This window comes from Staphylococcus sp. GDY8P119P, assembly GCF_017892075.1.
Classification (GTDB): Bacteria; Bacillota; Bacilli; order Staphylococcales; family Staphylococcaceae; genus Staphylococcus; species Staphylococcus ureilyticus.
The window spans coordinates 1-25,926 of record NZ_JAESKJ010000013.1 but is presented as its reverse complement, the minus strand read 5'-3'; the positions used below and the strand labels follow the sequence as shown (position 1 = coordinate 25,926).

Below are 25,926 nucleotides of genomic sequence, written 5' to 3'. Positions count from 1 at the left end.
AAAAACTAAAATCTGTTAGTAAAATATTTAATAACATTAATTGTTCAGGAACAGTATTTTGAGAAACTTCAGGATGGGTAGTTATATTATCATCCTTCATATTTAATATATTAAAACATTCATTATCTAACCGAATAATTTCATTGTAATATTTTTTTGAGTTCTCACTACAAATAACGAATTTATTAGATTGGTTCTTTTCTTTTGCGTTAGAACTTATTATTGGAATTAAATCATCATTATTTTGTTAATTTTTAATATAATTAAAGTGTATATCATATACTTTTTAACTGCCTATAATAACCAATTATCAAAAGTTACGACATAAAAAAGCGCTACAAATTTATAAATTTGTAACGCTTTCAGTGATACTAATTACCAAACAACCGACTCCAGAAACCTTTTTTAGGTTGTGTTTTTTCGCTATTTTCATATTCTGTATCCATTTTTTTAGATGGTTCATTATTTTTGGGTATTGATGACTCTTTTACGCCTTCATCCTTTCGCTTTCTAGGTACTTCTTGATCAGCTCCCTCTATTTCTGTTGTCTGATCTCCTTCTTGTTGTTGATTAATATTACGAGAGTTTTCAGTAAATGCTGCTTCTTGCACGTCACGGTTTTGTCTATTATTAATTTCTGTATTAGATGTATATTTAAGTTGTCTTTCTTCTTCTAATTGATTCTCTAACTTTTGAATTTTTTTATTACTTTCTAAAGCTAATATTTGTTGGTTTTCTAGAAGTCTATTCAGTGTGTTGATCTGTTCTTTATCTCTATTTGACTGTTCTTTGTATATATCTAATTGATTATATAAATGCTTAATTGTCTCATCTTTTACAAGATTATCATCGTTGGGTTTACTTTCTTCTTTTTTTTCATTATCAAAGTAATCATTTTTATTTTGGTTTTTTTTAATTCTATTTACTACTATAACTTCATCTTCACCTGATAAATAGTTTACGTTATCAACCTTTTGAAAGTTCACATTTGCTTTTTTCGCGTTATTGTAAACAGTCATTTTTGTTACATTTAATTCATCGGCGATTTGTTTCATACTCTTCATATAACGCCCTCCATATAATTATGTATATAATGTTTATGCTGTTATATACCCATTATACTTATAAATTCAAGGCCGTATAAACCATTATATGCATAAAGGTATATAGATGTATATAACAATCCTTTCAAATGATTATACACCGTTTATACTTGATGTGAAAAGGTTTATATAGGTATATATAATACCCGCGTATAAACTGGTTATATAGGGATACACTATTTTGAAAAAGCTTACACTCAAATGCGTATAAACAATTTAACAAACCTTTCAAAAGTGTTAATATAAATATATATAAAGAAACCCGACTACGGGAATAGTCGGGCTTCTTCGGTAATAAAACAAGTGCTTTGTTTGTTTATATAGTTGTTATATTCTTATTATATATACTAAGAATTATTAGTGCAAGTCGAATACATATAAACATACTTATAACTTTTTATTACCTCTTTTTAAAATTTAAATGTGAAAGAGGTTTTTTATATGTCCAACTTTAATATTAAAGAAATCCAAAAAGAGAAGTTTTATCAATTACCTAAAGTATTTTTTACTAACCCTAAATATACTAAGTTATCTAATGATGCAAAAATAACTTGGTCAATACTAAGAGATCGTTTAGACTTATCTATAAGAAATAATTGGATAGACGAAAATGGAGATATATTCTTTATTTATACCAATGAAAAGCTTAAATCCATTCTAAATATCAGTAGTCCCAATAAATTATCTAAAATTAAAAAAGAATTAACTCAAGCTGATTTATTTAATCAAATAAGAGTAGGTTTGAACAAACCAAATAAGCTATATATTAAAAAACCTGAAGTAACAGAGGCTGATATATATTACATATCACAACAAGAAAACGATGTAGAATCTCGTAATGACACGGACGTATCAAAATCATACGTCCAGAATTATGATAATAATACGTCTGGAAATATCAATATGATACATCAAGACGTATCAAAATCATACGCAAATGATACTGAACTTAATGATACTGAATATATAGAGACTGAGAATAATGATACGAATGATTTGAATGATAACTCTAACAATATTTCTACAAACACCCATTCGGATCATACAAATCATCAACATACTGAATTTAATAATGACGCCTTAAAATTCCAAGTGCTTGAAGAATTGCCCCAACAAATCAAAGATTACTTAGGTAATTTTGAAATTAGAGAAATTCGTATTATTAAAAGTGTTTTACTTAAAGGGAAAAAATCATTTAATAACGCCTATGATACATACTATCGTTTAGAAGACGTGGAATTCGAACTTGTCAGTGTCTTAAAACGGTTTAAAGCTATGTTACTACAGAAAAATGAAACGGTTGAAGCTATGCAAGGTTATTTGATGCAATCAATTAAAGCTGAACTTGAAGAAATACATGCGCTGAATATGCGCCGTCAAAATATACCTAAACGTAATATCTTTAATCAATAATTCAACTGCAATTTGGCATTTTGAAAAACAAAACGATTACTTAAGAAATTAAGGTGGTTCTGTAGGATGTTAATGGCATTTATCTTTGGAGCTATACCAGTTTTAGTTTTAATAGCTATTGCAAAAATTGGTCAAATTATAAAACAAAGTAATAAACATTAGCTTAAAGTTTAGCGTTTATTATGCTTTTTTTACCCCTGATGGAACTATAACGTTTAAATCCTATAGTCGAGGAATTTTCATGCTATATTTTAAATTTGCATGTAACTGGGCCAGTGTCTAAAAAATTAGTCACTGGTTTTGCTCAAATTTTTGCTTGTGAAATTAACATATATTTATTTAGCTCATATTTGCGTTTTAAGAGCTTATATAAGTTTTTAGGCGTAAAACCATATGGTAACCCCCTAAATCTTTAAAATACCCTTTTTAAATTCAAAATAAAGGTATTTAAATTTTAAACATTTCTTGTGATGAAGTTTGTTAAAAAGGAGAGTTTTTATGGCAGTTTGGATTTCAATTATAGGTATGTGGTTTTGTATAGGAATGGCTTTTCTAGCTATTAATTTAAAGAAAAAGAGAGAGAATGAAAAGAAATAGAACACGCATTTATGCCGAGAAAATTTATTATGCGACTAATGTCGGCATAGCGTGAGCTATTAAGCTGACCATTCGACAAGTTTTGGGATTGTTAAGGGTTCCGAGGCTCAACGTCAATAAAGCAATTAAGTTATTCTTCAATTCTTTGTTCGTTTTGTTTTATGAGGTCTTCTATTTCTTGAATAAGTTTTTGTTTTTCTTCTGTGTTTGTTATTTTTTTCAATCCTTCACCTAAAAATGCTAATTGCATTACTGTTAAGAATGGAAATTTTTCTAACTTTTTTAGAGCAATATTTATTGATTTAACTCTATCTTCGATAGTTTCATACGTTTTTTTATTTATTGTTTTAGAGTTATTGGTTAATATTTCTTTGTATTTATCACTTAAATTTTTTAGTGTTTGATTTACATTTTTGCTTAATAATATATCTGCTTTTTTTATTGTTATTCCCACGTCGTGATTTATAACGCCGTATGTACCTGCATTTATTTCTGGAAATATAGAATTGTTTAAATTTATTAAATAACTACCATTTTCATCAGTTTTCAAATTTTCATTTTCTTTGAATTCTTTTAGAATTTCTTGTATATCATTTCTTTCTTCTACCGAATTTAAATTAATTTTTCTTATTACTTCTTTACTGTTTTTACTTATCTCGATTTTGTTTTTAAACGGATTTATTAAGATTCCTAAAAGAAATGTAAATGAAGCACTTGCTAAAGATATTAATAATTGGTTTTCACTTATATAATTTAAAATGTTGTCCATTTTTACCTCTCTTTTATTGGTTTTAGAAACGAGTGTAAACGAGTTTCTTCTTGTCTTGATACTATATAGAAATAATCCAAATATAATCTATTGTTACAGTATCTTTTGCTTTAAGTTTGTAAAAATTACTTCTTTAATTTTATTTGAAAAATAAGAGTCTGGCCCTCCGTCCAGACTCTTAAAACATTATTCATCTTCTTCTGATAATTTGTACAGTTTGTATGTTAAATAAAGAATGCCTATATCTGCGATTAATTCAACTACGTTTAATCCAATACGAATACGTTTTTTCAATTTTTCACGATTAGCCATTTTCCCCACTCCTTTTCCCAACCCTTAAGGTACTTTGTTTCTCTCTACCCTTATTTTGTGTTTTCAAGGTTTATATCAGATTTTTGCTAATACCTTTGATCTAAAGCATTTATAAACTTAGTACAAAGCCACAAGATTAATAATAATATCACAAACGGAATGAGGTAGAATAAATAAGCTAAATATCTCCAAATTGATTCACTTTGTACGATTTGATCGTGAATGCTTTCTGCATAGCTATTAATCATTAGTATATCGCCGATAGGTCCAGTTACTAATGAAACTAATGCAACAATTAAAACTACAAAAAACAAAGCGCCTACACCTTGAGTCATTTTATTTAAAGTTTTGTTGTATTTCTCTATTAACTTATTGTTGTTTTGAACTTTATTTTCCATTGTTTTTTTATATTCTTGTATTTCTTTTTGAACTTGTTGATTGCTCTCTTTTAATTCAGTGATTAATTGGTTTGTATTATCGTCAATGTCTTTAAATTTAGTATCTAAAGCTTGTTGAAAATCTTGTTCTTGGTTATCAGTATTAAGGCGATTTACATAAATTTTAGCAGCGCTGACAAATTGTTTGTTAACGTCTCTGACTGCATTCCTAAAGTTCGATGTCGATCCCTCTAGATTTTCTATGAGCTCGTTGTGTCGACGCTCTTTCTTGTTCTCTCTGCTCTCGATCTCTTCGAGCCTTTTCATGAGCCAATCTTGCTGCTTCAGCACTTTGTCGATCACTTCGGAGTTTTGCGGTGTCGTGGGCGAATTTGTCCCAAGCTGATCCAGTTTTTGATCGATTTGGTTCATCTTGTCGAGTAGTTCTTTGTCGCTCTTGCTTATGTTGTCTTTGTTGATTTTGTCGTCTAAATCCAATTTCTAAGCCCCCTTTGTCGAATGAATCCCCTAATTTACTGCCACGTACTTTTTTATCTACTTCTAGATGTCTGTAAGTGATGGTTTTGTTTGTGACACGTTCAATCGCTATGTTGTGTTCTTGTAAATCATGGGCCAATTCCTCTAGATTTGCTGCATGACTTGCATTAATCGCTTTTCTAATTTCGTCTTTCCATGAATTCTGACCCTTTTTCCTTATTTCTAACTCTGCTTGGGTGTATCGCATTTCTGCCTGGGCGTTAGGCACAGACAACCCATGTTCATGACAAATTTCATCATTGGCTTGTCTTATGTCTTTAAGTGCTTGTTTATTGTTATTGAACTTTTTACCGGTTTCTAAGTTTACCGCGTTAATCACAATATGGTTGTGTATATGATCGGTATCGTTATGTGTATACACGGCGACTTGATGATTGGGTGCGATTTTCTCAGCGAGTTCTACACCCAGTTGATTACATTGCTCTGTTGTTACTTCGCCTGGTTTAAAAGATTGAATAACAACATGCCCCTGGTTGCCGTCTGTTTTGCCGTAAAGTTCACGAGAAGCTTTAAATGCACCTTTGGCGTAATCGACATCACATAGGACGCCACTCTTTGCTTCAGCGCGTTTCTCAGCATAGTTGATTGCTCTTGCGGTTGATTTAGTTGAACTTATTTTAGCTGTTGCCATATGTGATTCAACTCCTTACGCATCATGGCGATATCTTGTTGCATCTCTTGATTCATCGCACGCTCGCCATACGTATTTAAAGCTTTCGCGATTTGGTTTAAGTTGCTGCCCAACTTACCCAAATCTTGGGCCATCGATTGTCGCGTATCTTTGTCTAATTTGGGCGCGACCAATCGAGCCCCTTGCGCCTTGTTTTTAACAAACGAAGGCACACTCATATTCAAAGTTTCAGCTGAGGCCTGTAACTTTGAATATTCGGATTCGCTTACTCGAAAACTAATTTGTTTCGGTTCCTTGCGGTCGGGGTTACGGTTTTGCCCGACAGCTTCGTTACCTGCACGCATTGTTTTACGTTCGCTCATAATCCCACCTCGCTTTCTAACGAAAGAACACGTTGTTCCGTTGTTGATATTATAACATAATATCAACTTCCTCACATCGTTTAAGAGGTGTGGCAAGCAATGGGAATGCTAGCCACTTCGTGCCTAGATACCCTGCTTGTTGGTGGATAAATCCCCCAAGCCCCCTAGGATTTTTTCTGCGAAAAAATAGCAAATACTTATGAGTATTTGCTTAGTGCAACACGCAAAAATGTGCGTGTTAAATAATGAGTAATTACTCAATTTATAAATGGTATTTATAATTAGTCATTACTCATCAAATACCCCCTCGTATGTTAGAATAATAACTAAGCAATCACTCAATAAAAATAGCATCTATTTTTTGAGCATTTACTTAGTTATGGAGGGGATATCAATGGCAAATCAAAATCATAAAAAAGCGAAAACAATCAATATTAATTTAACCGAGGAAGAATACGATAAAGTGAAACAACTGGCGGAAGTCAGAGACTTAAACCCGACTGCGTATACACGACTTACTGCCTTAGGTAATCGAATTAAACCGACGGTTGTTTATCCTGCAGATGAAAGAATTGAAGAACTTGAAAAAGAGAACCAAAATCTTAAAAAGCAACTTATGGCAGGTTATGGCCAATATGAAGTTACAAGAGAAGATTTCGATAACTTAGAAGAGCAATATTATCGTTATGCGGGTTATGTGAATACCTTTAAAGCTTTTTTACAGTATGTACAAAATGATGCGGAATATATCAATTTAAATGGCTATAAAAATGATGAAAAGTTAAAAGAAGAGATTAGGGATGCTATTTCTACTTTTTTTAAGAAGGATAGTAGTTGAACTATGAAAGGAGAGAATTGTGAATTTGGATTATGTAGTAGATGTTGGGATAAAGGGGATTTTAGCAACTATTCTTGCTGGAGTATTGCTTAATGTTATTTTAAAAGGGTACGATAAATTGAAAAACGATAGGGATTCAGATGTTTTTGAGGAAGCAACGACATTATTTATTAATTCTTTATTGATTTATTCACTTATTGCTACAATAAATAGCGGGCTATTATATTTAATTTATGAGCATTATAAAACCAATAAAGGAATAGTGAATGTAACTGCGGTTGCACTCATAGTTGTTAATACGATGACCCTTTTTATCCCGATTGTGTACTTTAAAACTTTAACATTATTAAAAAATAAATTTTATCTTGTGAAAAGAGAAGGTCAAAATCAATACGAATTATTGGCTAAAGGATATGATATTGTCAATTCTTTAGGCTTTGAAGTTAATAATGAAATACCATTTTTATCTGAACTTAATATTAAAAAATGGAGTAACTATAGGAAGTTTTCTAAAAAATATTACGACAAACGAATAAAAGGTTGTTTTTATGAAATCATCTATATACATAAACATCCGATAAAGCGATTTGTGAAAGTGGTCCCTAAATTATGGGTTGTATCAGTTTTCACTATACCAGTAATGTATATAATTCTAATAATATTATTAGGTGTATTGGGAAATGGGTTATTATTAATATGGATTATAATGATAGGTTTAATATTATTGTATGTTACTAATTTTCTTATATTTGTCCGTTTATCAGCATATATAAGCAAGCAAAATAAAACAGACCAATATATAGGGTATTATAAAACAAATAATTTAGCATAAAACACAAAATCTCTTGTATCCATGTACAAGAGATTTTGTGTTAAACATTTTTATATAATTATTAGAGTAAGTCTATGGATTTGTTTTCTTTAGTGATTTGTCTGAAATTAGTTGAATGTTCTTTCTTTATTCTATGGAGAACTAATTGTGTTAATAGTCTTATAGGGCTTTCTGGATATAAATCTTTACCTAAATAAATATCGATTTCTTCTTCAGTATACAACAATGCATTTGTTTTTAATGTTTCTCCATCTAACTGGTAGAATAATAATTCCCTTAATTTATTGAATTCATACCATTTATAAAGAAAGTCACCCATCGTAGCAAATGCTTTTTTCGCTCCTATCTCTTTTGTTAATTTATGTTCAAGGTGGTGATAAATTTGTCTATAACGAGATTCTGGTAGTAACAAGCTGCTTTTTCTTTCAGAGAAAAAGTAATTATTTCTAAAATTATTTAAATCGTAAGTGTTTGATAATACAAGAAGTTGCTCTGATAATGCCCTTGAATTAATATCATTTACAGTTTCTAATGAATTTGAAGATAATAAATCGATTTTAATTTCTAACATATTACATATTTTTAATAAATCTTTTACTTTAGGAGATTTTTTATTATCTTCCCAAGCCAATAATAATTCGGGCGAAATATTTAATTCTTCATTGATAGTTGTATAATCTATATTTTGAGATTGTCTATAGGATATTAATTTATTTAATCCTTCAATATTATCATCCATAAAGTAGGGATGAACTTCTTCATAGGCCTCTTTAATTTTAGATAAAGCTAACTCTATTTTTTTAAGTAAATCTAAGAAATCTATTGGTTCTCTTTTATCTGTAATACTCGTATGTCCTGCACTATCATAACTTATACGAAAAGGAAATGGATTGTTCTGCTTATTAAATGAAGCAAACATATCTAATTTCTCTAACAATTTATCCGCTCTATGGATTACTATATCGTTAGATTCATCTTGGTGATCTCGTTTGGCATAGTCATAGTATTCTTGCAAAACTATGTCGTATTTTGGCAAAGATATCCAATCTTTCTTTCCAACAATATCATGATTATGTATAAGGTCAGAAAAATTCTTAGTAGTTTTTAAAGAAATAGTCCCTTGATCGAAATGTTTTTTTATATAATATGCAATATCATCTAGTTCGTCTTTATTATATAGGTTCCATCCTTTATTTAGAAACTCTGATATTGTTAATCCAAAGAAATAGGATATTTCGTCTAATGTATTAAAATCCCAGTCTATAACACCTTCTTCTAGCTTAGTAATGAAATTTTTAGAATAGTTGCTTTTTCTAAATGTATTATTGAGTTTTTTTGCTAACTCATTTTTAGTTAATTTACGACTTTTTCGTTCATATACTAATTTTGTTGATATATTCATGTAAAGCCCCCTAAGTTTATTGTAATATATAATTACAATTAAATTGTATATTTCTATCTTTAAGATTGAAAGTAAAATGGGGTAGTGAAATTTGCAATAATATATTGTATGTGAAGGGAGGGTAACATCATGGAAGTTAATGAAAGATTTGAAGATATGATAAGAAATTTGGATGAACATTATAGTAGTAAAATGGATATAGGGGATTTACCTATAGATAATCTATCAGATATTGATTTGTTGAACCTTAACGAGAGTGATTTATCTGAGAACCTTATGAAAGCGTTAGCAACGGTTGACTTATTTACACTTTTAAAGGATTTTAGTAAGAAGCAACTAGCTATATATGAAAAAGTATTGACTGATGTTTATCATATTGTTGAAATGGTTGATTTAAATGACACAGAACAAAAGAAAGTATTAGGTTTTCAAAAAGAATTATTAATTCGAAGAAGGAAAATAAAAGAATTGAATAATGTTTTTGATTTAGTTCCTAAACGTCCTGGAGACACACAAGAAAGATTAAATAAACTAAGTGTGATTGGGGAACGAAAAGAACAATTACAATATTCATTGCGCAGCAAAAATGTGTTTGGTGGCGTTTCAGACAATGCTAAAAAACTGGGTATTTATAAAGGTGGATTTATTGAATCGCAACGTATAAAAATATCTCAAACAAATGAAAATAATATTAGAAAACTATATACTCAACTAATAGAATCGATAGTGGAAGATAATAAAGAAGAATATAGTAATCAAAGTGTAAGAACGAAAATATTAAAATTTATTAATAAAAGTAAAAAGTAGCATGATTTTAGTTAATAAAAACATGCTACTTTAATATTTAACTCATAATGAAAGTATTTAGATTTACTCGTAATGAGACCATGCTGATGTGATGAAAACTTCTTTACTATCTTCATCAACTGTATAAACCACCCTGTATTGGTGGTTTATTCTTCTAGAATAACGTCCCAAATGTTTGGGCTGTAACTTTTCAAAAGACTGATTTGGAAAATAAGGGTCTTCCTTTAACGTTTCTACAATCTTTAAAAACTGAGATTTAAGTTGTGATTGTTTGATTTTCTTTAAATCTGATTTTGCTGAGTTTTTAATAGAAACACTGTAATTACTCATTAGATAGTATCCCAATCCAATTCGTCAATATCAGTATAGCCACTGTTATCTTTTTCACGTTCTCTAACTTTATCCATAGTTCCAGTTGATTCAAGGTATAACGTTTCTTGAATGCTATTCCAGTCTTTTTGTCCTATAATGACTGCATTATTCTCGCTCTTAGAACCACTTATTATAACGGGTTCGTGGCTATCATTAACCTGTTTAAGTAGTTCATAGAATTCTTTTCTCGCATTAGTAGGCGTTTTAATATTCATTATTAGTCACGTCCTTTCTTTATTCTATATTGTAACGTACTTAAAAACGTACGTAAAGTTATAGGCTATGATGAGCTATGGGTTGGTTTTTACATAATTCAACTTATCGGAAGTGTATATGCTTACGTGTTTACAGATGGTATAATAATGGAGTCGCCTATCTCTCAGGCGTCAAGTTGACGTAGAGAGGAGATGCTATTCATGTTGGAAATCCTTGTTCACATCACGACCACAGTCATCAGTGGTTGTATTATTGCGTTATTTACGCATTGGCTGCGTAATCGCGAAGACAAATAGGCGACAATAGCCACACCTAAAAAATCCCCTCACTACCGCAAATAGTGAGGGGATTGGTGTATTCATGTTAGATTCCTTGTTAAATACATTATAACATCATAGAGGATTAGAATGCAAAATTATGTTAGTCAATTTGTTCTTGTCCTCGTTTGTTCCAAGTTAAAATGAAACTTAACATTGCTAATATACTAATCACTGTTAGTAAAATAAAACCAACGTCCCATCCGAATTGCTGAACTACGAAACCTAATACAATATTAGCCATAACTGCGCCAAACAGATAACCGAATAGTCCTGTCAATCCAGCTGCAGTACCTGCGGCTTTTTTAGGCACATAATCTAAGGCTTGTAATCCAATTAACATTACGGGACCGTATATTAGGAATCCAATAGCGATTAAAGAAACATTATCTAACCATGGATTTCCTGGTGGGTTTAACCAGTATATTAATACAAATATTGTTACGCCTAGCATAAAGAAAAAACCAGCTGGGCCACGACGCCCTTTAAAAAGTTTGTCTGATAAGTAACCACAGAGTAGAGTACCAGGTATTCCAGCCCATTCGTATAAGAAATAAGCCCATCCTGAAGCATTTAAATCAAATTGTTTTTCTTCACTTAAGTATGTTGGAGCCCAATCTAAAACGCCGTAACGTACGAAATAAACAAAAATATTCGCAAATGCAATAGCCCATACCCATTTATTATTAAGTACATATTTAAATAATATTTCTTTCGTAGTTAATTCTGTTTCAAGCGTTTCTTTAGATGAAGTAGAATAATCATTCTTATATTTTTCAATAGGAGGTAAACCTTGAGATTGAGGTGTATCTCTAATTAAAGCATAAGAAATGATTGCAATAATAATTGCTAATAAAGCTGGGTAAATAAAAACGCCTTCAAATCCTTTTAAGTATCCAAAGTTATATAAAGCAGTCATGGAAATCCCCCATGTGGCTATTGGAGCCATTAAGCCGCCCCCAACATTATGAGCTACATTCCAAATTGAAGTTTTACTTCCGCGCTCGCTTACACTATACCAATGGACTAACACACGACCTGAAGGTGGCCAGCCCATGCCTTGAAACCAACCATTTAAGAATAGCATTATAAACATAATAGTAATACCGGACGTAAAGAATGGAACAAACCCAAGCAGTAAATTAACAATAGCTGTTAATATGAGCCCTAAAGTTAAAAACATTCTAGCATTACTTCGGTCACTTACGGTTCCCATCACGAATTTACTAAAACCATAAGCAATGGAAACTGCAGAAAGTGCAATACCTAACTCTCCTTTACTAAAACCTTGTTCAATTAATGAAGGCATAGCCAAAGAGAAGTTTTTTCTCAATAAATAATAACCAGCATAACCTATAAAAATACCTAAAAACACTTGAAGTCGCAATTTTTTATATGTATCATCCACTTTTTCTGATGGCAATGGATCGATATGTTTAGCTGGTTTTAAGAAATCGAACATGATAATCCCTCCTTTTTATAATTTTTATATAATATTTACGAAAAGTAATTGCAAATCGAGTTTAAGTAAATAAGTAAGCGTTGTCAATACAATTTTATTTTGCTAAGCTAAATGAAAATATTTAAGGAGATGAAAAGAGAATGAATATAAAAAGAATGTTTTATTTATTATGTATTTTTGTGATTTTTACATCTTTCAATACTAGTATTGTCAGTGCGAGTGGTTTTTCTTCTTCAAAAGATAAGGTTAATAAAAATATTTTAGATAATAATGTTTCAATAGCACATCGCGGAGCTAGTGGTTATGCTCCTGAACACACATTTTATGCTTATGATAAAGCTCATAAAGAATTCAATGCAGATTATATTGAGTTAGATTTACAAATGACTAAAGATGGTAATTTGATTGCAATGCATGATGAAGATGTTGAACGTACTACAGGTCATAAAGGAAGAGTTGAAGATTATACTACCAAAGAGTTAAAACAAATGGACGTTGGAAGTTGGTTTAATAAAAAATATCCAAAATATGCCAAAAAAGAATATAAAGGGGCAAAAATCCCTACTTTAGAAGAAATACTAGACCGTTATGGCGATAATGCCAACTATTATATAGAAACGAAATCACCAGATGTTTATCCAGGAATGGAAGAGAAACTGTTACATAGTTTAGAAAAACACAATTTATTAAGTGATCAAAAATTAAATAAAGGTCAAGTTGTCATTCAATCATTTTCACAAGAAAGTTTATTAAAAGTTGCAAATATGAATAATCAAATCCCATTAGTCCAATTAGTAGATGAAAATAAATTGTCAACGTTTACCTCTGAAGATCTAAAATTCATTTCATCATATGCTATAGGGGTAGGGCCAGATTACAGTGATTTAGATGAACAAATGGTACAGAAATTGCATAATTATAATTTGAAAGTACATCCTTATACTGTGAATACTGAAAAAGACATGCAACAAATGTTAAATATTGGAGTTGATGGCGTATTTTCTAATTATATTGATAAATATATCAATTTAAAATGAATCATTAATTATATAGTATTAAAAAAACTCTCTTCATAATGAAGAGAGTTTTTCTTGTGAGAAATTGCAGTTCGTGACTTATTTTAAACAGTATTAATTTTTGATCGTTTTTAAATAATTAATTATTATTGTAACTTTCTAAAATATAAGGTTTTGCTTTTTCAAAATCGTTATTATCTTTTATAGTGATAGATAAATTTCCAGTCCCATAATGACCGATATTAGTTACATCGCGAGTAAAGCCTTCTTCTAATTTAATATCATCTAAATTCACTTTTCCATAAAGCAATATTTTATTTTGAGAGTGTAACACCTCTATACACACAAAATTTTTAATTCTTTTAAATGCGACATAAAACTTCAGGTTCTGTTGCAAAGTAAAAAATATAGCTAACCACTAATTTATCATGTCAGTGTTCGCTTAACTTGCTAGCATGATGCTAATTTCGTGGCATGGCGAAAATCCGTAGATCTGAAGAGACCTGCGGTTCTTTTTATATAGAGCGTAAATACATTCAATACCTTTTAAAGTATTCTTTGCTGTATTGATACTTTGATACCTTGTCTTTCTTACTTTAATATGACGGTGATCTTGCTCAATGAGGTTATTCAGATATTTCGATGTACAATGACAGTCAGGTTTAAGTTTAAAAGCTTTAATTACTTTAGCTATTGCTACCTTCGTTGAAGGTGCCTGATCTGTAATTACCTTATGAGGTTTACCAAATTGTTTAATGAGACGTTTGATAAACGCATATGCTGAATGATTATCTCGTTGCTTACGCAACCAAATATCTAATGTATGTCTCTCTGCATCAATGGCACGATATAAATAACTCCATTTTCCTTTTATTTTGATGTACGTCTCATCAATACGCCATTTGTAATAAGCTTTTTTATGCTTTTTCTTCCAAATTTGATATAAAATTGGAGCATATTCTTGAACCCAACGGTAGACTGTTGAATGATGAACGTTTACACCACGTTCCCTTAATATTTCAGATATATCACGATAACTCAATGCATATCTTAGATAGTAGCCAACGGCTACAGTGATAACATCCTTGTTAAATTGTTTATATCTGAAATAGTTCATACAGAAGACTCCTTTTTGTTAAAATTATACTATAAATTCAACTTTGCAACAGAACCAGAAATTGTGTTTATGTATTTTTAAGGTACACCCTAATCATACAAATTAAGTTGTTGAAATTATCGCAACTGTTATTTTACTTGCTATATGAGAATGTTTTAACTTTATAAATAAGAAAGAGAAGTACAACTAATATTAGTTGTACTTCTCTTTCTTATTTATAAAACAATTTGAATAATTGCAATAATAATTAAAATACTGATGATCCACTTTTGTAAAAAACTAGGGACTTTTTTACCTAATTTTAAACCTAACGGAGCGAAAATAATACTCCCTATTATTAAAAATAACGCATCTTCTAAAGGAATGTAACCTTGTATAAGTTTAATGATAAAGGCGCCAATTGAAGATATAAAAGCAATTACTATACTATTAGCAACTACCGTATTCATTGGTAATTTGAATAAAACTAGCAATATAGGAATAATAATAAAAGCGCCGCCTGCTCCAACTATACCTGAAATGATACCAACGAAAAGACCAACCATAACTAATAATGGTTTGTTAAAGGAAGACTGATTTAAATTCGGTTTTACGTTAATAAACATTAAAATTAATGCGAGTAAAGCAATGATAATATATATCGTATTTACAAATGCAGCATTAAATAAATTTGCTAGGAGTGCGCCTAACATGCTCCCTGTAATCATACCTCCACTCATATAAATAACTAATGGTGGGGAGAATTCTGTTTTTTTTCGCGCTTTTAATGACCCACTTAAAGTACTGAAAAAGACTTGACTGGAAGTAAGTCCTGATGCGATGTATGCACTGTATGCAGGAACGCCAAATAGTGGTGGTAATAATAAAATGGCCGGATAAATAATGATAGCACCACCGATACCTACTAGGCCCGAAATAAAGCCCCCGAACACCCCAATAAGTAACATTATAATAACAGTTGAAATATCCATTATTTACTTTTTACCAATAAGTTAACGGCTTCATTAATCAATTCTTCAGAATTTTCACCATTATCCTCTGCTGCTTTTACACATTCTATTAAATTTTCACTAATGATAATTCCCATCAAACGTTGGATTGAACTTTTTGATGCACTGATTTGAGTAATGACATCTTTACAATCTTTTTCTTCTTCCATCATTTTAATAACGCCATTGAGTTGTCCTTGTATTCTATTAATACGATTAATCATTTTTTTATCATAATTCATAGTTATTTCCTCCACTTTTAATTGAATAAAGTCATAATAAGCGATAAAAGCAAAAATGTCAAATACCCCATATGGTATTTGACATAATATAAATGATTAGTTAAGATACCCTTATAGGTATTTATTAGGAGGTTACTATGAAACAATATAACGAAAAGCATATCAATAATTTCAGTAAACAAGAATTAGAAAAATTAGGCGCACAAGGTCAACTGATTGACGTTAGAACACAAGAAGAATATGAGCTTGCACACATAAATGGTGCGACATTACATCCTGTAGATAAGATTGAATCGTTCAATAAAGATAAAAACACAACCTATTTTGTACACTGTAAAAGTGGTACCAGAAGTGCTAAAGCGAGCGAATATTTAGCTGAACAAGGCTACGACATTGTTAATTTAGACGGTGGCTATAAAGCGTATGAAGCAAAAAACGACGATGATAATACATTCGAAGAAAATACTAATGTAGCAATTAAAGCAGAGCGTAAACAATTTAACTATAGTGGTCTTCAATGTCCAGGTCCAATTGTAAACATCAGTAAAGAAGTGAAAAATATTGAAGTAGGCGAGCAAATAGAGGTTACAGTCACAGATCCTGGATTCCTTAGTGACATTAAAAGCTGGGTCAAACAAACAGGACATACGTTAGTTAAACTGGATGAAGGTAATCATGGAATTAATGCCATTATTCAAAAAGAAAAACCAAAAGACTTGGAAGTGAACCATACTGCCAAAGGTACTACAATTGTGCTATTTAGTGGTGAGTTAGATAAAGCAGTGGCAGCAATGATTATTGCGAATGGCGCTAAGGCTGCAGGCAGAGACGTAACTATTTTCTTTACGTTTTGGGGACTTAACGCGTTGAAAAAAGCGCAAACAGTTAACGTTAAAAAGAAAGGTATCGCAAAAATGTTTGATTTTATGTTGCCAAAAACACCTTTGAAAATGCCACTCTCTAAAATGAATATGTTCGGTTTAGGTAATATTATGATGCGCTACGTAATGAAAAAGAAAAACGTTGATTCATTACCATCACTCATTAATCAAGCGATAGCTCAAGATATTAAATTAATCGCATGTACCATGAGCATGGATGTCATGGGCATTACAAAAGAAGAATTAAGAGATGAAGTTGAGTACGGCGGTGTAGGCACTTATATAGGTGATACTGAAAACGCGAGTCATAATTTATTTATTTAATTAAATCTATCAAAATAAGGAGTTCTTTATATGTTTTTCAAACAATTTTACGATAACAATTTATCTCAAGCATCTTATTTAGTTGGCTGTCAACGCACAGGAGAGGCAATAATAATTGATCCTGTACGTGACTTAACAAAATATTTGGAAGTTGCAGATAGTGAAGGTTTTACAATTACACAAGCTGCAGAAACACATATTCACGCTGATTTTGCTTCTGGAATTAGAGATGTGGCAGAACAATTAAATGCAAACGTATATGTATCTGGAGAAGGTGACGATGAATTAAGTTATCGTAATATGCCAGAACAAACACATTTTGTTAAACATCAAGATATTATTCATGTAGGTAACATTAAATTAGAAGTATTGCATACACCTGGTCATACCCCTGAGAGTATTAGTTTCTTACTCACGGATGAAGGTGGCGGCTCAAGTGTTCCAATGGGTTTATTTAGTGGTGACTTTATTTTTGTTGGTGATATCGGTAGACCTGATTTACTAGAAAAATCAGTACAAATGGAAGGTACTACAGAGATTGGTGCAAAACAGATGTACCAATCTATAGAAGGTGTTAAAAATTTACCAGATTATATTCAAATATGGCCTGGACACGGTGCTGGAAGTCCTTGTGGTAAAGCATTAGGTGCCATACCAATGTCTACGCTAGGTTACGAAAAAATTAATAACTGGGCATTTAATGTAACAGATGAATCTAAATTTGTTGAAACATTAACATCAAATCAACCAGCGCCACCCCATCACTTTGCACAGATGAAAAAAATTAATCAGTTTGGTATGAAAATGTATCAACCATACAACGTTTATCCTAGTTTAGATAATGAAAGAATAGCATTTGATCTTCGTAGCAAAGAAGCCTTTCACGGTGGACATACACAAGGAACAATCAATATTCCTTATAACAAAAACTTTATTAACCAGATCGGTTGGTATTTAGATTTTGAAAAAGATGTAGATTTAATCGGAGATAAATCTACAGTTGAACAAGCAACGCATACTTTACAATTAATTGGTTTTGATAATGTAGCAGGCTATCGTTTACCAAAATCAGAAATTCTAACACAATCCATCCACAGCGCTGATATTACTGGTGAAGAAGCAAATGTACTCGACGTACGTAATGAAGAAGAGTGGAATAATGGGCACTTAGATCAAGCAGTCAATATTCCGCATGGTAAATTATTAAATGAAAATATTCCATTTAATAAAGAGGATAAAATATACGTACATTGTCAGTCAGGTGTTAGAAGTTCAATCGCAGTGGGTATCTTAGAAAATAAAGGATTTGAAAATGTCGTGAATATTAGAGAAGGCTATCAAGATTTTCCAGAATCATTAAAATAATTTAAGGGTGTGGAAAAATGAGTAAGTATTATCAAATTGTTATTGTAGGTGGCGGTACAGCAGGTATTACCGTGGCATCAAGACTATTAAGAAAAAATCAAAGCTTAAAAGGAAAAATAGCAATTATAGACCCGGCTGAATATCATTATTATCAACCGTTATGGACTTTGGTTGGTGCTGGGGTATCGAGTTTAAAAAGTTCTCGTAAAGATATGAAAAGTGTTATGCCTGAAGGTGTTCAATGGATAAAAAATGCTGTTTCAAGCTTTCAACCTGAAAACAATAGCATTATTTTAGGAGATAATTCGGTCGTTAGTTACGAATTTTTAGTGGTAGCCCCTGGATTACAGATTAATTGGTCTTCTATTAAAGGATTAAAAGAGAATATAGGTAAAAATGGTGTTTGTTCTAACTATTCACCTAACTATGTTCGCGAAACTTGGAGACAAATTTCTAAATTTAAACAAGGGAACGCGATTTTCACGCATCCTAATACGCCTATCAAATGTGGAGGCGCACCTATGAAAATTATGTATTTAGCTGAAGATTATTTTAGAAAACATAATATCCGTTCTAATGCTAATGTGATATACGAAACGCCAAAAGATGCTTTATTTGACGTAGGCAAATATAATAAAGAATTAGAGAAAATTGTTGAAGAAAGGGATATAATTGTCAATTATAATTATAATCTTGTTGAAATTGACGGAGACAAAAAAGAGGCTACATTTGAACACATTAAAACAGACGATAGAAAGACAATAGATTATGAAATGTTACATGTAACACCACCCATGGGTCCCATAGGTGTACTTAAAGAAAGTACACTTTCAGATAGTGATGGTTGGGTAGATGTTAACCCAACCACATTACAGCATAAAAGCTACTCTAACATATTTGGGCTTGGTGATGCTTCAAATGCACCTACTTCCAAAACAGGAGCAGCAATTCGTAAACAAGCGCCTATAGTTGTGAATAACCTATTGCAAGTAATGGATAATGAAATGTTGACGCATCATTATGATGGTTATACTTCGTGCCCTATCGTTACCGGGTACAATAAATTAATACTTGCCGAGTTTGATTATAATAAAAAACCAAAAGAAACATTGCCTTTTAACCAGGCAAAAGAACGAAGAAGTATGTATATTTTCAAAAAAGATTTGTTACCTAAAATGTATTGGTACGGTATGTTAAAGGGTCTTATGTAAATAACAAGAGTGTACAGAAAATAACCATTTTCTGTACACTCTCTTTTTATGTCGAAATAAGTGAGTATCACATATATTTCTGTGTTCATAAACCCAACAAAAAATCTATGTTCACAAAAGACCTTATAATTAAGTTATGGTACACTGAAGGTGTATATAGGAGGTTTGTATTTTGAAAATAGGTTATGCAAGAGTTTCAACTGGATTACAAAATTTAAATTTACAGGAGGATCGATTAAATGCATATGGTTGTGAAAAGATATTTAACGACCATATGAGTGGTTCAAAAAGTAAAAGACCTGGTTTAGATAAAGCAATTGAATTTGCGAGGTCAGGAGATACGATTGTTGTTTGGAGATTAGATAGACTAGGACGTAATATGGAAGATTTAATTACATTAGTTAATGAGCTTAACGAACAAGGTGTAAGTTTCCATAGTTTAGAAGAAAATATAACGATGGATAAATCAAGTTCTACAGGGCAATTATTATTTCATCTATTCGCAGCATTTGCAGAATTTGAACGGAATTTAATTTTAGAACGTTCTTCAGCGGGGCGAATTGCAGCTCGTGCTAGAGGACGCTATGGAGGTCGACCAGAAAAATTAAATAAACAAGATTTGACTTTACTTAAAACACTTTATGATAATGGAACACCAATTAAAACTATTGCAGAGCAATGGAAAGTTTCACGTACAACAATCTATCGTTATCTCAATAAGTTAAATAACCAAGAAAATAAAGGTAAATAAAAATATTACTATGTTTTAAGAAAGCTAAGAATCAGACAGGATATACCCTAATCATACAGATGTAGTTATTGAAGTTATAGTAACTAGAACGTATGGTTAGGGTGTATATTAATTTCGAGGTGGAAATCAATGATTGTTGGCTATGCGAGAGTATCATCACTTAATCAAAGTTTAGAAAAACAACTAGAAAATTTAAAAATATTTAATATTGAAAAAATTACTCACTGGTTTGTCTCAAATTTTAGTTGATGTACTTAAAATACAATTATTTGACTCATATTTGCGTTTTAAGAGCTTATATAAAATTGCCTCTAAATCTTTAAAATACCCCTTAAATTTCAAAATAAAGGTATTTAAAATTTTAAAAATGAAAAAAGCTACTAGTGAAATCAAGCAAATCGTGAAGAATTGGAAAAAGAAAAGAAGGTTAATCAAACTCGCCACATTAAAGAAATGTATCTCTAAATAAAGTAAGAATCGATAAGTGGATATGCAGACTTATCGATTCTTTTATATGCTCTCAAAGGATTGGAGTCTCTTTAAAATAATATTGAGATCATTAAAAAGGTGCGTCTCTTCTCGAGGAGAGACGCACCTTTTTTTGTCCGTAAGGGTTTAGAAGAGTTGTTTGTCTTTAGGGAAGACATCGTCGCCTAATGCGCGTTGTGCTAGGATGTTCAAGTAGTTCCATGGACGGTTAAAGTCTGGTTGGAAGAAGAAGTCGACTAATGCGAGTTCTTCTAATGTCCAGCCTGCATTGACTGCAACCGATAGTGTGTTGATAGATTCTACTAAGTCTTCCGTACTCATAATTTGTCCGCCTAGAATGCGATGTGTATCTTCATCGAATATGATTTTAAGGTGAACTGTTGTATCGTCTTGACGGAATTTAGGACGCACAGGTACTTCGATATATTTTGCTCCTAAGTTGCCGTCGTAACTGTCTTTTTCTGTTTCATGTACGCCTGTTTGACCGAATTTGTAATCGAATAAAGAAAGACCAGATGTGCCTGAAACGCGTGGCATCTTCATGTCTTTGCCTGCCATGTTGCGTGCTGCTACGTAACCTTGACGACGAGAGTTAGTTGCAAGTGCAATATAGCGGTCTTCGTTGATAGGCGCGAATGGAATAAGCGTTGCGTCGCCACTTGCATAAACGTCTTTTTCTGATGTTTCTAAGCGGTCGTTGATTTTGATAATGCCTTTTTTGCCGAGTTCAACTTTGCCGTCTAACCATTCTGTTGCAGGTTTAACGCCGACAGCAAATAATACTGTATCTGCTTCGTATTCGCCGTCATCTGTGACTACGGCTGTAACATTGTTGTTATCGTCTGCTTTCAAGGCTTTAACGCTCGCATTTCCTTTAAATTTTAAGCCGTGTTCGGCAATGTTTTTCTCTAGAATATCTGTAAATTCTTTATCTAAATAAGTGTTGATAATACGATCGTGGTCATCCATAAGTGTTGTATCGATGCCGGCTTTGGTAAAGGCTTCGGCTGCTTCGATACCGATATAACCGCCGCCGACTACAATGGCTTTCTTCGCATGTTGTATGCGTTCTTTGATTTTGCCAGCCCAATCTTCACCACGCATAAATAAGACATTATTGTAGTCGTTGATACCATTGATTGGTAGTTCGTTTGGTACAGCACCTGGACTTAAGAATAATTTATCGTAAGAGACTTCTGAAGTATGGCCATCTTTTCTAATAGTCACGGTTTTATTTTGGGTATTTAAATCCGTTACCGTTGTTTGAAGATGCAAGTTCACGCCTTGTTCTTTTAATGATTCTGCATCTGCATAATGTAAGGATTGTAATGATGGTGCAACATCTTCTAAATAACTTTGAATACCGCAAGATAAGAATGAAGGTGCCTCGGCACTTTCAAATACTTCGATTTCCGCCTCTGGATCTGATATTAATAATGTTTCGATTGCAGCATAGCCTGCATGTGATGTTCCGACTACTACGTATTTCATAATAGTGAAGTCCTCCTTTGGTTGAGCATTTCCGCTCTTCTTTATCTATTTTAAAAGCTGATTTAATTTTCTTCACATTTATATTTACCCTTCAGAAGGCGTTCTATTCAATAGAGTAGGGTAATATGGGCAGTGTTAACAAAATTGTTATAATTGCGGTCGTTTTAGGATATTTGCTTTTTATTTTACTAACGGAATAACTATACAATATACTAAAGAATGAAAATAAATGAAAACGTGTCAAATCAATGATGTATAAAAAATGGATAAACGATAATCATAAGTAAAAGGCTTAAACGTTGATTTAACAACGTTTAAGCCTTTGTTTATAGTTAACATAATGACCGTTATCATCATTTATAGAATTAATAATAAACAGCCCATTGATATAAGAGTAAGAAGATAATTAATGCTAACAGTCCTATATTTTGTTCATAATTCTTTATAACAGTTATTACATAAACTGTTATAAATGCTGTCGTTATTATTAATAACATAATTTGAATTATTAAACCTAAGTTTATATTAATTGTAAAAACTCCTTTTTAATTTCATTAATGTTGATACTACTACTCCATGTGTATTTATATTACTTTGATTAATGAAGTATTTAAAATCATCTTTTTCTTTATAGAATTTTATTAATTCTTTCTTTTCAAAATTGGTATTTGCTACTTGATTAAGTTCGTTTAAATTATTCATATATTTAATATCATTGATTATTCTTTCTTTTACTGATTCAGCTAAATCATATTGTTTCTTTGTAGCAAATTCAAACGAGTTTTTGTTCATATCCAAACCTCCATTTTACACAAATGTAATTTACACATGTGTAAATTACATTTGTGTATCTTACACGTATCAAATAGCAATTTCAAAATCAAATAATGATAATTGTTTTGTATCGGTTTCTACCACAGACACAATTTCTATTTCAAATTCTCTATTTTGCTTCTTATTAATTATCCATAATTCTAATGTTTCATTTGTTTCATATGGAACATTGATAAATTCACAAAACCATTCAACGTAGTTTTCTATCATTTTAAACGCCTCCTATTGATTTATAGGCATTTATAAATTATTCTATGATTGTAAGTATTTTTATAAATGCTTTAGTCGTAGGGTCTGCCAAGAATACCTACGGCTTTTTATTTGTGTAATTTACATTTGTGTAAATTACACATTATTTTTTGTTTTTTACTCGTCTTAACTTTTGTTCATTTTCTTCTTTTTCTTGCTCTCTTATTTCTTGTTTTTCACTATCAGAATAATCTTCAATGAATTTCTCTAAAGCTGCTTCCAAAACGTCATTTAAATTATCATATAGACCAATTTTTTTTAGTGCTACAGCCTTACTATGAATAGTACCTTTCACTCTTAAACTATGAGTAGGTAAAACACTATATCTTTCAGAAGTATCTAACATTGTATTTTCGTAATTGCTAGTTCTATTTCTTTTTTTATCTAACAAGCTATCTTCTTTATTTTCCATTACGATCCCTCATTTTCTCTAGTAATTCATCTGCAATATTCTCATACATTGTAAGTACATTTCTATCATGCATATCTTCATTTTGAATACCTATTGCATCCCAAAATTTAACTCTTTCTCTTTGCATCACTTTATTTTCAAATACATAGTTTCCATACACATGTTTAAGTAGTTTTATAATAAAGCTATCTATCTTACCTTGATTTTTAAACATAACTGGTAAAATTCCAACTATATCAAAATCATTATCATGTAAATCTCGAAAATCAGATAAATGACTTATAAGTTTTTCTACTGCATTAAAACTTCTTACATGAGTTTGTACAACAATCAAACTATAATCACATGAATAAATTCCACTATTAGCAAAATCAGATAATGTAGGTGGTGTATCTATTAATATGAAATCATAATCCTCTTTTACTTCTTCTAAGAAGCTATCGAAGTATTTTGCACCATCAATTCTATTGAGTTTTAAATCTTCTAATAAATATGGATAACCAATCATATTAAAATCCGATGGTACTATTGATAAATTATTACTCAATTCTATTATTGATTCACTTAAATGTTTTTGCTCTTTCAACGTATGGTACAAATCATTTTCGTTTATATCCGTTGATTTTCTTAAAAGTAAATCTAGTATTTCATCTTCTTTTTCATCTAAAATACTTTCAATATTATTAGAATTCATTATCTCATTTAATAAACTGTTATTGTTTTCTTTAAATGTTTTTAATAGTAGATCAGTAACATCTGCTTGAGGGTCTAAATCAACAACTAATACTTTTTTCTTTTTAATTTCAGATAATACATAAGCAATTCCAGCAGTTGATGATGTTTTTGATACACCACCTTTAAAGTTATTTATAGATACTACTTCTGTCATAACTATATCCCTCCTTTTGAATATAGTTATATGATATCACGCATGTGTAAATTACACAAATGTAAATTACACATGTGTTAATTACATTTGTGTAATTTACATTTGTAGTATATACTATAAGCGGTTCTGTTGCAAAGTTGAATTTATAGTATAATTTTAACAAAAAGGAGTCTTCTGTATGAACTATTTCAGATATAAACAATTTAACAAGGATGTTATCACTGTAGCCGTTGGCTACTATCTAAGATATGCATTGAGTTATCGTGATATATCTGAAATATTAAGGGAACGTGGTGTAAACGTTCATCATTCAACGGTCTACCGTTGGGTTCAAGAATATGCCCCAATTTTATATCAAATTTGGAAGAAAAAGCATAAAAAAGCTTATTACAAATGGCGTATTGATGAGACGTACATCAAAATAAAAGGAAAATGGAGTTATTTATATCGTGCCATTGATGCAGAGGGACATACATTAGATATTTGGTTGCGTAAGCAACGAGATAATCATTCGGCATATGCGTTTATCAAACGTCTCATTAAACAATTTGGTAAACCTCAAAAGGTAATTACAGATCAGGCACCTTCAACGAAGGTAGCAATGGCTAAAGTAATTAAAGCTTTTAAACTTAAACCTGACTGTCATTGTACATCGAAATATCTGAATAACCTCATTGAGCAAGATCACCGTCATATTAAAGTAAGAAAGACAAGGTATCAAAGTATCAATACAGCAAAGAATACTTTAAAAGGTATTGAATGTATTTACGCTCTATATAAAAAGAACCGCAGGTCTCTTCAGATCTACGGATTTTCGCCATGCCACGAAATTAGCATCATGCTAGCAAGTTAAGCGAACACTGACATGATAAATTAGTGGTTAGCTATATTTTTTACTTTGCAACAGAACCTACTATTTCATCTTTATAATCATTTTTACCACCTAATTTTTCATATACATGGCAAGCTCTAGGATTACCTTTATCAGTTATTAAAAACATTTCAGAACAACCAATCTCTTTAGAATATTCCTTAATAAAAGATAATAATTTTGAACCATAACCTTTGTCTTGATAGTTAGGTAACATTCCTATTGAGTGTAAATAAAACATTGTTTTTCCATCAGGTCTTAAAAGTGTATAGCAATATGCAAATCCTATAATTTTATTATTTTCTTTAGCTATAAACCCAAATGAACTGGTATCATTAAGAAATCCTTTTAAATTATCAATATCAAAAACCATATTATCATCAATTAAAACTTCTTCCATAAACTCAGTCAAGTCCAGACTCCTGTG

31 protein-coding genes and 1 pseudogene are annotated in these 25,926 nt (G+C 31.2%); 12 read left to right on the top strand and 20 right to left on the bottom strand.

What is annotated here, in order from left to right; genetic code table 11:
• Nucleotides 1-371: 371 nt before the first annotated feature.
• Complete coding sequence (locus tag KA830_RS12095) at nt 372-1,064, bottom strand: DUF536 domain-containing protein (RefSeq protein WP_210134279.1); 693 nt, start codon at nt 1,062-1,064, stop codon at nt 372-374.
• Between the two features lie 480 nt (nt 1,065-1,544).
• Between KA830_RS12095 and KA830_RS12090 the strand changes: the two genes are divergently transcribed.
• Nucleotides 1,545-2,516, top strand: a complete 972-nt coding sequence (locus tag KA830_RS12090) for a replication initiator protein A (RefSeq protein ID WP_210134278.1) — start codon at nt 1,545-1,547, stop codon at nt 2,514-2,516.
• A gap of 727 nt (nt 2,517-3,243) precedes the next feature.
• On the opposite strand, the gene KA830_RS12085 is transcribed toward KA830_RS12090, so the two are convergent.
• From KA830_RS12085 to KA830_RS12070, 5 genes are all read right to left on the bottom strand, one after another.
• On the bottom strand, nt 3,244-3,882 hold the full coding sequence (locus tag KA830_RS12085) for a hypothetical protein (protein WP_192947181.1): 639 nt from the start codon (nt 3,880-3,882) through the stop codon (nt 3,244-3,246).
• 186 nt (nt 3,883-4,068) lie between these two features.
• Complete coding sequence (locus tag KA830_RS13835; protein WP_264291744.1) at nt 4,069-4,194, bottom strand: hypothetical protein; 126 nt, start codon at nt 4,192-4,194, stop codon at nt 4,069-4,071.
• A gap of 86 nt (nt 4,195-4,280) precedes the next feature.
• Nucleotides 4,281-4,898, bottom strand: coding sequence for a DUF334 domain-containing protein (locus KA830_RS13830; RefSeq protein ID WP_210134277.1), 618 nt, complete (start codon nt 4,896-4,898; stop codon nt 4,281-4,283).
• Nucleotides 4,801-5,760, bottom strand: coding sequence for a relaxase/mobilization nuclease domain-containing protein (locus KA830_RS12075; RefSeq protein WP_210134276.1), 960 nt, complete (start codon nt 5,758-5,760; stop codon nt 4,801-4,803). Before KA830_RS12075 ends, KA830_RS13830 begins: the two co-directional genes overlap by 98 nt.
• The gene (locus KA830_RS12070; RefSeq protein ID WP_210134275.1) at nt 5,742-6,122 is read right to left on the bottom strand and encodes a plasmid mobilization protein; all 381 of its coding nucleotides are present in this window, start codon (nt 6,120-6,122) and stop codon (nt 5,742-5,744) included. Before KA830_RS12070 ends, KA830_RS12075 begins: the two co-directional genes overlap by 19 nt.
• Nucleotides 6,123-6,516: 394 nt before the next feature.
• On the opposite strand from KA830_RS12070, the gene KA830_RS12065 reads away from it, so the two are divergent.
• Together KA830_RS12065 and KA830_RS12060 are read left to right on the top strand one after the other, a co-directional pair.
• A complete protein-coding gene (locus KA830_RS12065; RefSeq protein WP_210134274.1) occupies nt 6,517-6,960 on the top strand; it encodes a plasmid mobilization protein in 444 nt (147 codons plus the stop codon).
• A gap of 25 nt (nt 6,961-6,985) precedes the next feature.
• Entirely contained in the window at nt 6,986-7,792 is an 807-nt protein-coding gene (locus tag KA830_RS12060) for a hypothetical protein (RefSeq protein WP_210134273.1), read from the top strand.
• 61 nt (nt 7,793-7,853) lie between these two features.
• On the opposite strand, the gene KA830_RS12055 is transcribed toward KA830_RS12060, so the two are convergent.
• Nucleotides 7,854-9,194, bottom strand: a complete 1,341-nt coding sequence (locus KA830_RS12055; protein ID WP_210134272.1) for a helix-turn-helix domain-containing protein — start codon at nt 9,192-9,194, stop codon at nt 7,854-7,856.
• A 129-nt stretch (nt 9,195-9,323) separates the two neighbouring features.
• On the opposite strand from KA830_RS12055, the gene KA830_RS12050 reads away from it, so the two are divergent.
• On the top strand, nt 9,324-10,001 hold the full coding sequence (locus KA830_RS12050; protein ID WP_210134271.1) for a hypothetical protein: 678 nt from the start codon (nt 9,324-9,326) through the stop codon (nt 9,999-10,001).
• 63 nt (nt 10,002-10,064) lie between these two features.
• On the opposite strand, the gene KA830_RS12045 is transcribed toward KA830_RS12050, so the two are convergent.
• The gene (locus tag KA830_RS12045; protein ID WP_210134270.1) at nt 10,065-10,331 is read right to left on the bottom strand and encodes a Txe/YoeB family addiction module toxin; all 267 of its coding nucleotides are present in this window, start codon (nt 10,329-10,331) and stop codon (nt 10,065-10,067) included.
• Nucleotides 10,331-10,588: a type II toxin-antitoxin system Phd/YefM family antitoxin gene (locus KA830_RS12040; RefSeq protein WP_210134269.1), complete on the bottom strand. Its 258-nt coding sequence runs from the start codon at nt 10,586-10,588 to the stop codon at nt 10,331-10,333. Before KA830_RS12040 ends, KA830_RS12045 begins: the two co-directional genes overlap by 1 nt.
• 201 nt (nt 10,589-10,789) lie before the next feature.
• Here KA830_RS12040 and KA830_RS12035 point away from each other — a divergent pair, with 201 nt between their 5' ends.
• Nucleotides 10,790-10,885, top strand: a complete 96-nt coding sequence (locus tag KA830_RS12035) for a type I toxin-antitoxin system Fst family toxin (protein WP_107384574.1) — start codon at nt 10,790-10,792, stop codon at nt 10,883-10,885.
• Between the two features lie 124 nt (nt 10,886-11,009).
• Here the strand turns inward: KA830_RS12035 and glpT are convergent, their stop codons facing one another.
• The gene (gene glpT, locus KA830_RS12030; RefSeq protein WP_210134268.1) at nt 11,010-12,368 is read right to left on the bottom strand and encodes a glycerol-3-phosphate transporter; all 1,359 of its coding nucleotides are present in this window, start codon (nt 12,366-12,368) and stop codon (nt 11,010-11,012) included.
• 140 nt (nt 12,369-12,508) lie between these two features.
• On the opposite strand from glpT, the gene KA830_RS12025 reads away from it, so the two are divergent.
• Nucleotides 12,509-13,405 carry a glycerophosphodiester phosphodiesterase gene (locus KA830_RS12025; protein ID WP_210134267.1) on the top strand — a complete coding sequence of 299 codons (897 nt, stop codon included), beginning with the start codon at nt 12,509-12,511 and terminating at the stop codon, nt 13,403-13,405.
• A gap of 118 nt (nt 13,406-13,523) precedes the next feature.
• On the opposite strand, the gene KA830_RS12020 is transcribed toward KA830_RS12025, so the two are convergent.
• The 4 genes from KA830_RS12020 to cstR form a co-directional block, all read right to left on the bottom strand.
• Nucleotides 13,524-13,718 carry a hypothetical protein gene (locus KA830_RS12020; RefSeq protein WP_210134266.1) on the bottom strand — a complete coding sequence of 65 codons (195 nt, stop codon included), beginning with the start codon at nt 13,716-13,718 and terminating at the stop codon, nt 13,524-13,526.
• Between the two features lie 108 nt (nt 13,719-13,826).
• Nucleotides 13,827-14,501, bottom strand: coding sequence for an IS6-like element IS257 family transposase (locus KA830_RS12015; protein WP_210134265.1), 675 nt, complete (start codon nt 14,499-14,501; stop codon nt 13,827-13,829).
• A gap of 215 nt (nt 14,502-14,716) precedes the next feature.
• On the bottom strand, nt 14,717-15,472 hold the full coding sequence (locus KA830_RS12010; protein ID WP_210134264.1) for a sulfite exporter TauE/SafE family protein: 756 nt from the start codon (nt 15,470-15,472) through the stop codon (nt 14,717-14,719).
• On the bottom strand, nt 15,472-15,732 hold the full coding sequence (cstR, locus tag KA830_RS12005) for a persulfide-sensing transcriptional repressor CstR (RefSeq protein ID WP_002510747.1): 261 nt from the start codon (nt 15,730-15,732) through the stop codon (nt 15,472-15,474). The genes KA830_RS12010 and cstR overlap by 1 nt, the downstream gene beginning before the upstream one ends.
• Before the next feature lie 137 nt (nt 15,733-15,869).
• Between cstR and cstA the strand changes: the two genes are divergently transcribed.
• The 5 genes and pseudogenes from cstA to KA830_RS13740 form a co-directional block, all read left to right on the top strand.
• Nucleotides 15,870-16,937 carry a persulfide response sulfurtransferase CstA gene (gene cstA, locus KA830_RS12000; protein WP_210134263.1) on the top strand — a complete coding sequence of 356 codons (1,068 nt, stop codon included), beginning with the start codon at nt 15,870-15,872 and terminating at the stop codon, nt 16,935-16,937.
• 30 nt (nt 16,938-16,967) lie between these two features.
• Complete coding sequence (gene cstB / locus KA830_RS11995; RefSeq protein WP_210134262.1) at nt 16,968-18,302, top strand: persulfide dioxygenase-sulfurtransferase CstB; 1,335 nt, start codon at nt 16,968-16,970, stop codon at nt 18,300-18,302.
• Between the two features lie 17 nt (nt 18,303-18,319).
• Entirely contained in the window at nt 18,320-19,513 is a 1,194-nt protein-coding gene (gene sqr / locus KA830_RS11990; RefSeq protein ID WP_119536035.1) for a type II sulfide:quinone oxidoreductase Sqr, read from the top strand.
• Between the two features lie 172 nt (nt 19,514-19,685).
• The gene (locus KA830_RS11985; RefSeq protein WP_210134261.1) at nt 19,686-20,264 is read left to right on the top strand and encodes a recombinase family protein; all 579 of its coding nucleotides are present in this window, start codon (nt 19,686-19,688) and stop codon (nt 20,262-20,264) included.
• 129 nt (nt 20,265-20,393) lie between these two features.
• Nucleotides 20,394-20,483: pseudogene (locus KA830_RS13740) on the top strand (recombinase family protein); the annotation flags it as partial.
• Between the two features lie 396 nt (nt 20,484-20,879).
• Here the strand turns inward: KA830_RS13740 and KA830_RS11980 are convergent.
• From KA830_RS11980 to KA830_RS11960, 5 genes are all read right to left on the bottom strand, one after another.
• Nucleotides 20,880-22,244, bottom strand: coding sequence for an FAD-dependent oxidoreductase (locus tag KA830_RS11980; protein ID WP_096811253.1), 1,365 nt, complete (start codon nt 22,242-22,244; stop codon nt 20,880-20,882).
• 525 nt (nt 22,245-22,769) lie between these two features.
• Nucleotides 22,770-23,036 carry a hypothetical protein gene (locus tag KA830_RS11975; RefSeq protein WP_031896216.1) on the bottom strand — a complete coding sequence of 89 codons (267 nt, stop codon included), beginning with the start codon at nt 23,034-23,036 and terminating at the stop codon, nt 22,770-22,772.
• A 69-nt stretch (nt 23,037-23,105) separates the two neighbouring features.
• Nucleotides 23,106-23,288 carry a hypothetical protein gene (locus KA830_RS11970; RefSeq protein ID WP_096811254.1) on the bottom strand — a complete coding sequence of 61 codons (183 nt, stop codon included), beginning with the start codon at nt 23,286-23,288 and terminating at the stop codon, nt 23,106-23,108.
• A 142-nt stretch (nt 23,289-23,430) separates the two neighbouring features.
• Entirely contained in the window at nt 23,431-23,739 is a 309-nt protein-coding gene (locus KA830_RS11965; RefSeq protein ID WP_096811255.1) for a hypothetical protein, read from the bottom strand.
• On the bottom strand, nt 23,729-24,628 hold the full coding sequence (locus KA830_RS11960) for a ParA family protein (protein WP_096811256.1): 900 nt from the start codon (nt 24,626-24,628) through the stop codon (nt 23,729-23,731). The genes KA830_RS11965 and KA830_RS11960 overlap by 11 nt, the downstream gene beginning before the upstream one ends.
• 178 nt (nt 24,629-24,806) lie before the next feature.
• Here KA830_RS11960 and KA830_RS11955 point away from each other — a divergent pair, with 178 nt between their 5' ends.
• Nucleotides 24,807-25,481, top strand: a complete 675-nt coding sequence (locus KA830_RS11955) for an IS6-like element IS257 family transposase (RefSeq protein ID WP_001105987.1) — start codon at nt 24,807-24,809, stop codon at nt 25,479-25,481.
• Nucleotides 25,482-25,521: 40 nt separating this feature from the next.
• Here KA830_RS11955 and KA830_RS11950 read toward each other — a convergent pair whose 3' ends face one another.
• Nucleotides 25,522-25,911, bottom strand: coding sequence for a GNAT family N-acetyltransferase (locus tag KA830_RS11950; protein ID WP_433973560.1), 390 nt, complete (start codon nt 25,909-25,911; stop codon nt 25,522-25,524).
• Nucleotides 25,912-25,926 lie beyond the last annotated feature (15 nt).

Coding starts and splice junctions, on each gene's coding strand:
- KA830_RS12095 (WP_210134279.1), bottom strand. CDS start 1,064: ATGAAGAGTATGAAACAAATCGCCGATGAATTAAATGTAACAAAAATG.
- KA830_RS12090 (WP_210134278.1), top strand. CDS start 1,545: ATGTCCAACTTTAATATTAAAGAAATCCAAAAAGAGAAGTTTTATCAA.
- KA830_RS12085 (WP_192947181.1), bottom strand. CDS start 3,882: ATGGACAACATTTTAAATTATATAAGTGAAAACCAATTATTAATATCT.
- KA830_RS13835 (WP_264291744.1), bottom strand. CDS start 4,194: ATGGCTAATCGTGAAAAATTGAAAAAACGTATTCGTATTGGATTAAAC.
- KA830_RS13830 (WP_210134277.1), bottom strand. CDS start 4,898: ATGAAAAGGCTCGAAGAGATCGAGAGCAGAGAGAACAAGAAAGAGCGT.
- KA830_RS12075 (WP_210134276.1), bottom strand. CDS start 5,760: ATGGCAACAGCTAAAATAAGTTCAACTAAATCAACCGCAAGAGCAATC.
- KA830_RS12070 (WP_210134275.1), bottom strand. CDS start 6,122: ATGAGCGAACGTAAAACAATGCGTGCAGGTAACGAAGCTGTCGGGCAA.
- KA830_RS12065 (WP_210134274.1), top strand. CDS start 6,517: ATGGCAAATCAAAATCATAAAAAAGCGAAAACAATCAATATTAATTTA.
- KA830_RS12055 (WP_210134272.1), bottom strand. CDS start 9,194: ATGAATATATCAACAAAATTAGTATATGAACGAAAAAGTCGTAAATTA.
- KA830_RS12050 (WP_210134271.1), top strand. CDS start 9,324: ATGGAAGTTAATGAAAGATTTGAAGATATGATAAGAAATTTGGATGAA.
- KA830_RS12045 (WP_210134270.1), bottom strand. CDS start 10,331: ATGAGTAATTACAGTGTTTCTATTAAAAACTCAGCAAAATCAGATTTA.
- KA830_RS12040 (WP_210134269.1), bottom strand. CDS start 10,588: ATGAATATTAAAACGCCTACTAATGCGAGAAAAGAATTCTATGAACTA.
- KA830_RS12035 (WP_107384574.1), top strand. CDS start 10,790: ATGTTGGAAATCCTTGTTCACATCACGACCACAGTCATCAGTGGTTGT.
- glpT (WP_210134268.1), bottom strand. CDS start 12,368: ATGTTCGATTTCTTAAAACCAGCTAAACATATCGATCCATTGCCATCA.
- KA830_RS12025 (WP_210134267.1), top strand. CDS start 12,509: ATGAATATAAAAAGAATGTTTTATTTATTATGTATTTTTGTGATTTTT.
- KA830_RS12015 (WP_210134265.1), bottom strand. CDS start 14,501: ATGAACTATTTCAGATATAAACAATTTAACAAGGATGTTATCACTGTA.
- KA830_RS12010 (WP_210134264.1), bottom strand. CDS start 15,472: ATGGATATTTCAACTGTTATTATAATGTTACTTATTGGGGTGTTCGGG.
- cstR (WP_002510747.1), bottom strand. CDS start 15,732: ATGAATTATGATAAAAAAATGATTAATCGTATTAATAGAATACAAGGA.
- cstA (WP_210134263.1), top strand. CDS start 15,870: ATGAAACAATATAACGAAAAGCATATCAATAATTTCAGTAAACAAGAA.
- cstB (WP_210134262.1), top strand. CDS start 16,968: ATGTTTTTCAAACAATTTTACGATAACAATTTATCTCAAGCATCTTAT.
- sqr (WP_119536035.1), top strand. CDS start 18,320: ATGAGTAAGTATTATCAAATTGTTATTGTAGGTGGCGGTACAGCAGGT.
- KA830_RS11980 (WP_096811253.1), bottom strand. CDS start 22,244: ATGAAATACGTAGTAGTCGGAACATCACATGCAGGCTATGCTGCAATC.
- KA830_RS11975 (WP_031896216.1), bottom strand. CDS start 23,036: ATGAACAAAAACTCGTTTGAATTTGCTACAAAGAAACAATATGATTTA.
- KA830_RS11970 (WP_096811254.1), bottom strand. CDS start 23,288: ATGATAGAAAACTACGTTGAATGGTTTTGTGAATTTATCAATGTTCCA.
- KA830_RS11965 (WP_096811255.1), bottom strand. CDS start 23,739: ATGGAAAATAAAGAAGATAGCTTGTTAGATAAAAAAAGAAATAGAACT.
- KA830_RS11960 (WP_096811256.1), bottom strand. CDS start 24,628: ATGACAGAAGTAGTATCTATAAATAACTTTAAAGGTGGTGTATCAAAA.
- KA830_RS11955 (WP_001105987.1), top strand. CDS start 24,807: ATGAACTATTTCAGATATAAACAATTTAACAAGGATGTTATCACTGTA.